This window comes from Sphingomonas sp. Ant20 (assembly GCF_000783375.1).
Classification (GTDB): Bacteria; Pseudomonadota; Alphaproteobacteria; order Sphingomonadales; family Sphingomonadaceae; genus Sphingomonas; species Sphingomonas aerolata.
Genome location: NZ_JRVI01000195.1, coordinates 1 through 4,517, shown reverse-complemented (window position 1 = coordinate 4,517; position 4,517 = coordinate 1). Strand labels below are relative to the sequence as shown.

At 67.6% G+C, this 4,517-nt stretch carries 3 protein-coding genes and 3 pseudogenes; 3 read left to right on the top strand and 3 right to left on the bottom strand.

Features of this window, described 5'->3' with window-relative positions; genetic code table 11:
- Nucleotides 1-372: pseudogene (locus NI18_RS23640) on the top strand (nucleoside deaminase); the annotation flags it as partial.
- A 791-nt stretch (nt 373-1,163) separates the two neighbouring features.
- Here NI18_RS23640 and NI18_RS17900 read toward each other — a convergent pair.
- Nucleotides 1,164-1,838, bottom strand: coding sequence for an OmpA family protein (locus NI18_RS17900; RefSeq protein ID WP_031394229.1), 675 nt, complete (start codon nt 1,836-1,838; stop codon nt 1,164-1,166).
- A 114-nt stretch (nt 1,839-1,952) separates the two neighbouring features.
- On the opposite strand from NI18_RS17900, the pseudogene NI18_RS17895 reads away from it, so the two are divergent.
- Nucleotides 1,953-3,280 (top strand): annotated as a pseudogene (locus NI18_RS17895) (hemolysin family protein).
- A 76-nt stretch (nt 3,281-3,356) separates the two neighbouring features.
- On the opposite strand, the gene NI18_RS17890 reads toward NI18_RS17895, so the two are convergent.
- A complete protein-coding gene (locus tag NI18_RS17890; RefSeq protein WP_031440573.1) occupies nt 3,357-3,758 on the bottom strand; it encodes a hypothetical protein in 402 nt (133 codons plus the stop codon).
- A 114-nt stretch (nt 3,759-3,872) separates the two neighbouring features.
- Here NI18_RS17890 and NI18_RS17885 point away from each other — a divergent pair, with 114 nt between their 5' ends.
- Nucleotides 3,873-4,199 (top strand): hypothetical protein, encoded by a 327-nt coding sequence (locus NI18_RS17885; RefSeq protein WP_198527063.1) that lies wholly within the window; start codon nt 3,873-3,875, stop codon nt 4,197-4,199.
- Between the two features lie 41 nt (nt 4,200-4,240).
- On the opposite strand, the pseudogene NI18_RS25235 reads toward NI18_RS17885, so the two are convergent.
- A pseudogene (locus NI18_RS25235) lies at nt 4,241-4,517 on the bottom strand (hypothetical protein); the annotation flags it as partial.

The window sequence follows — 4,517 nt, the reverse complement described above, 5'->3', positions numbered from 1 at the left end:
GCCGTCGTGGTGCGTGCCGGGCAGGTGATCGCGACCGCGGCCAATGCGCCGCGCGCGTGTGCGACCCGACCGCGCATGCCGAGATGCTCGCGATTCGCGCGGCGGCCAAGGCGCTGGGGCGGGATCGGCTGGAGGACTGCGATCTGTGGGTGACGCTCGAGCCGTGCGCGATGTGCGCGGGGGGCGATCGCGCATGCCCGGATCGCGCGGCTCTATTACGGGGCGGCGGATGCGAAGGGCGGCGCGGTCGAGCATGGGGCGCGGTTCTTTGGGCAACCGACATGCCATCATCGGCCTGAGGTCTATGCGGGGATCGGCGAGCGGGAGGCTGGCGCGTTGCTGACGGGGTTTTTCCGGGGGCGGCGTCTGTAGAAGAAGATTGGGTTCGCGCGGAGGCGCGGAGGCGCGGAGGCGCGGAGGGGGTGCATCCGGCGCTTCGGTCGGGAGACCCTGACCTTTTGCGCTGCCGGACGTGATCGGGCGGTCGCTTCGCGGCGTCCACACTTTCTCCGCGCCTCCGCGCCTCCGCGTGAACCAAACTTCTTCTGTCTTGTGGCGCGTGCTCGTCTTTCCGGCTGACGCCGGAGTGCAGGGCCATGCGGGTTTGCGCTTGTGACCCTGGGTCCCGGCCTTCGCCGGGATGACGGGGTGATTGAGAAGAGTGGGTTCACGCGGAGGCGCGGAGGCGCGGAGGGGGTGCATCCGGCCCTTCGGTCGGGAGACCCTGACCTTTTGCGCTGCCGGATATGATCGGGCGGTCGCTTCGCGGCGTCCACACCGTCTCCGCGCCTCCGCGTCTCCGCGTGAACGAAACTTCTTCTGTCTTGTGGCGCGTGCTCATCGTTCCGGCTGACGCCGGGGGCGCAGGGCCATGCGGGTTTGCGCTTGTGGCCCTGGGTCCCGGCCTTCGCCGGGATGACGGGGGGATTAAGGAGAAGGGGTTCACGCGGAGGCGCGGAGGCGCGGAGGGGGTGCGTCCGGCCTTTCGGTCGGGAGACCCTGACCTTTAGCTCTGCCGGAGGTGATCGGGTGGTTGCTTCGCGACGTCCACACCCTCCGCGCCTCCGCGCCTCTGCGCGAACCCCCTTCTTCTGCTGCCGGTCCGCCCGCACCCTGGGTCCCGGCTTTCGCCGGGATGACGGAGGGGCGGGCGGACGGTGGAGTTAGCGGAGGTCGTTCTGGGTGATGGGGACGATCTTGACCTCGACGCGGCGGTTGGCGGCGCGGCCGGCGTCGGTGTCGTTCGAGGCGATCGGCTGGCTTTCGCCGTAGCCGCGGGTGCCGATGCGGGCGGACTGGACGCCGTGGCTCGACAGGTAATCCGCGACCGAGGTCGCCCGGCGCTGCGACAGGGTCTGGTTGTAGGAGTCGCTGCCGGTCGAATCGGTGTGGCCGTACACGTCGATATAGGTCTGGTTATACTGGCGCAGCGTGTCCGCGACCTGATCGAGCGTGCGCTGGAACTGCGGCTGCACGGTCGCGCTGTCATAGGCGAAGGTGATGCCCGACGGGATGTTGAGGACGAGGTCATCGCCCTGGCGGATCACCTGGACGTCGGTCCCTGCGGTGCGCGCACGCAGATCGCGCTCCTGCTTGTCCATGTACGCGCCGACGCCCGCACCCGCGAGGCCGCCGATGCCGGCGCCGAGCAGCTTCTCGGTGCGGTCGTTACGCCCGCCGACGATGTCGCCGAGCAGATAGCCGCCGAGCGCGCCGCCGATGCCGCCGAGCGCGGTCTTCGAGATCGTGCGCTGGCCCGTCTCCGGATCGGTCGTGCAGGCCGACGTCGTGACGAGTGCGGCGAGCGCTGCGCCGATGAATATACCCTTGGCCTTCATGTCTCTGTCCCTTTTGGTCATGCCGCAGATAACCCGGCATATTCGGCGATTGTTCCACCTGCGCACTGAACGCCCAATGACGATAAGTGTCGAGACCGGTTGTGAAGCGCGCGAATGTGCGCCAAGAGACGATCGAGCCAATGGCACCGCTTCCCCCCCTTCCCCTGGATCGACGTCGCGATCATCCTCGCGCTCGTCGCGTTGAACGGCGTGTTCGCGATGAGCGAGCTTGCGATCGTGTCGTCCAGGCGTGCGCGGCTCGACGCGCTGGCGCGGACCGGGCGCAAGGGCGCGAGCGCCGCGCTGCTGCTCGCCGCCGACCCCGGCAAGTTCCTGTCGACCGTGCAGATCGGCATCACGCTGATCGGGATCCTCGCGGGCGCTATTCGGGTGCGAGTCTGGGCACGCCGACCGCGGCGCGGCTGCAGGCGCTGGGGCTGAGCGCGAGCACGGCGGAGACCGCGGGCTTCGCGATCGTCATCGGCCTGACCACCTATGCCTCGCTGATCATCGGCGAGCTGGTGCCCAAGCAATTCGCGCTGCGATCGCCCGAGACGATCGCCGCGTTCATGGCGCGGCCGATGCGCTGGCTGGCGATCATCACCGCGCCGATCGTGTGGGTGCTCGATTCGACGAGCGCGCTGATCTTCAAGGCGCTGCGCCTCAACCGCGAATCGGAGGAGCATGTCACCGCCGAGGAGCTCCACCTGATCGTCGCCGAGGCGTCCAAGTCGGGCGTGATCGAGGAGCATGAGCGCTCGATCATCTCGGGCGTGGTGCGGCTCGCCGACCGCCCGGTGCGCGAGGTGATGACGCCGCGGACCGATATCGACTGGCTCGACTGCAACTGGGATGCCGACGAGATCCGCGACACGCTGCTCGCGTCGCAGCACACGCGGCTGCCGGTCGGCGACGGGTCGATCGACCGGGTGCGCGGCGTGGTGCAGGCGCGCGACATCGCCGCCGCGCTGTTCCGCGGGGAACCGCTCGACCTCAACGTGCTGATGCGCAAGGCGCCGGTGGTGATCGACCAGATCGACGCGATGGACGCGCTGATCGCGCTGCGTCAGGCCGAGGTGCCGATGGCGCTGATCCATGACGAATACGGGCATTTCGAGGGGATCGTGACCCCCGCCGACCTGCTCGCGGCGATCGCGGGCGAGTTCAAGTCGGATGCCGACCCGGACGATTCGCCGTCGGTGGTGGTGCGCGACGACGGTTCGCTGCTGGTCGCCGGCACGATGGCGGCGGATGCGCTGGCCGACCGGCTGGGCATCGACCTGCCCGAGGACCGCGACTACGCGACCGTCGCGGGGCTGGCGCTCGCGGTGTTCCGCCATCTGCCCGGCGAGGGCGAGAGCTTCGTCGAACAGGGGTGGAAGTTCGAGATCGTCGATCTGGACGGGCGACGGATCGACAAGCTGCTCGTCAGCGAGGTTTGAGGCTGGCGGGGGCGGGGCTTGAACGCGCCGGATCACCGACCCGGTTGATTTACCCGGGCGCTCATTGTTTCGACGCTTAGCGGTTGCCCGAGATTTTAAGCCGTCGCGACACGTACCGCACGCAGGCAAAAACCGCGATTCCGACTACAAGAGACGGCGCATAGATCATTCCGACCCCGTAGATCGGGACGTCGCGAAGTGATTGGTAGTCATACCACGAGCTATAGATGACGTAGACGCACAGGGCGACGAACAGGATTGCGCACACGAGCATGGCGATCCTTGCTTCGGCGTCGACCTTTTCGTGTGCGACGGTTTCCGCATGCTCGCTGTTTGCCAGACGGTGCAGGACGGGACCAAGGAACACGCCAACGGCCGAACCGACCGCCAGGATAATGACAGGCTTGTCGAAGGCGACAGTAGCGCAGACGATTGGACCCAGACATAGATACGCAAGGATCAGCAGCCCCTTTGCCATCCCGTATCGTGGTTGCTGCATAGCCTGTCCGCCGCCTTATTGGTTTTCCTTGTCGTGGATGAAATTCGTTAACGGTGCGTGAGGCAGCGTCCGCGTCAACGCGGGCGGTGGCGGATGTTCGTGCTAGTGTCGGCCATGACCATCATAGCCTTTGTCATATTGCTGCAAGCTGCCTCGGGGCAGATGGCGCCACCGGTGATCGTGCGGCCGGCGGATGACCGGACGGTGTCCGCCCCGCTTCGTGGGCTGGGCGACACGATGGAAATCGCGGGTCGCTGTTCGCGCTTTATCGCCGCCGCCGACATGGACACGTTCCTTGCCGTGGCCAAGGCCAACCCCGCCGACGAGCCGTATCTCATCAGCCGGATCGGCAAGGGCAGCCAGCATCCGAAGGATCCCGCATGGTGCAATGCGGCGATCGAGACGCTCGGTCGGAAATAGCCTGTCGGGATGAAGCAGGCCGCTGATGCGCGGCCTGCGTGTCAGAGTTTGCCGAAGACCGCTTCGAAGCCGGGCTTGTCGCCGGCGGCGAGGAGGCGGGATTGTTCGATCCAGCGGTCGCGGCCCATGCGGCCGGTGAAGGCGCCGAGCTGCGCGTCGATGTTCTGCGCTTCGGTTTCGGAGAGTGCGGCCATGTCGCCGACGGTGGTGACGCCCAGTTCCGCGAGGCGGGTGGCGACCTTGGGACCGAGGCCCTTGAGCTGGGTGACGGGGGCGGCTGCGTGGTCGACCGCTGGGGCTGGAGCCGGGGCCGGGGCG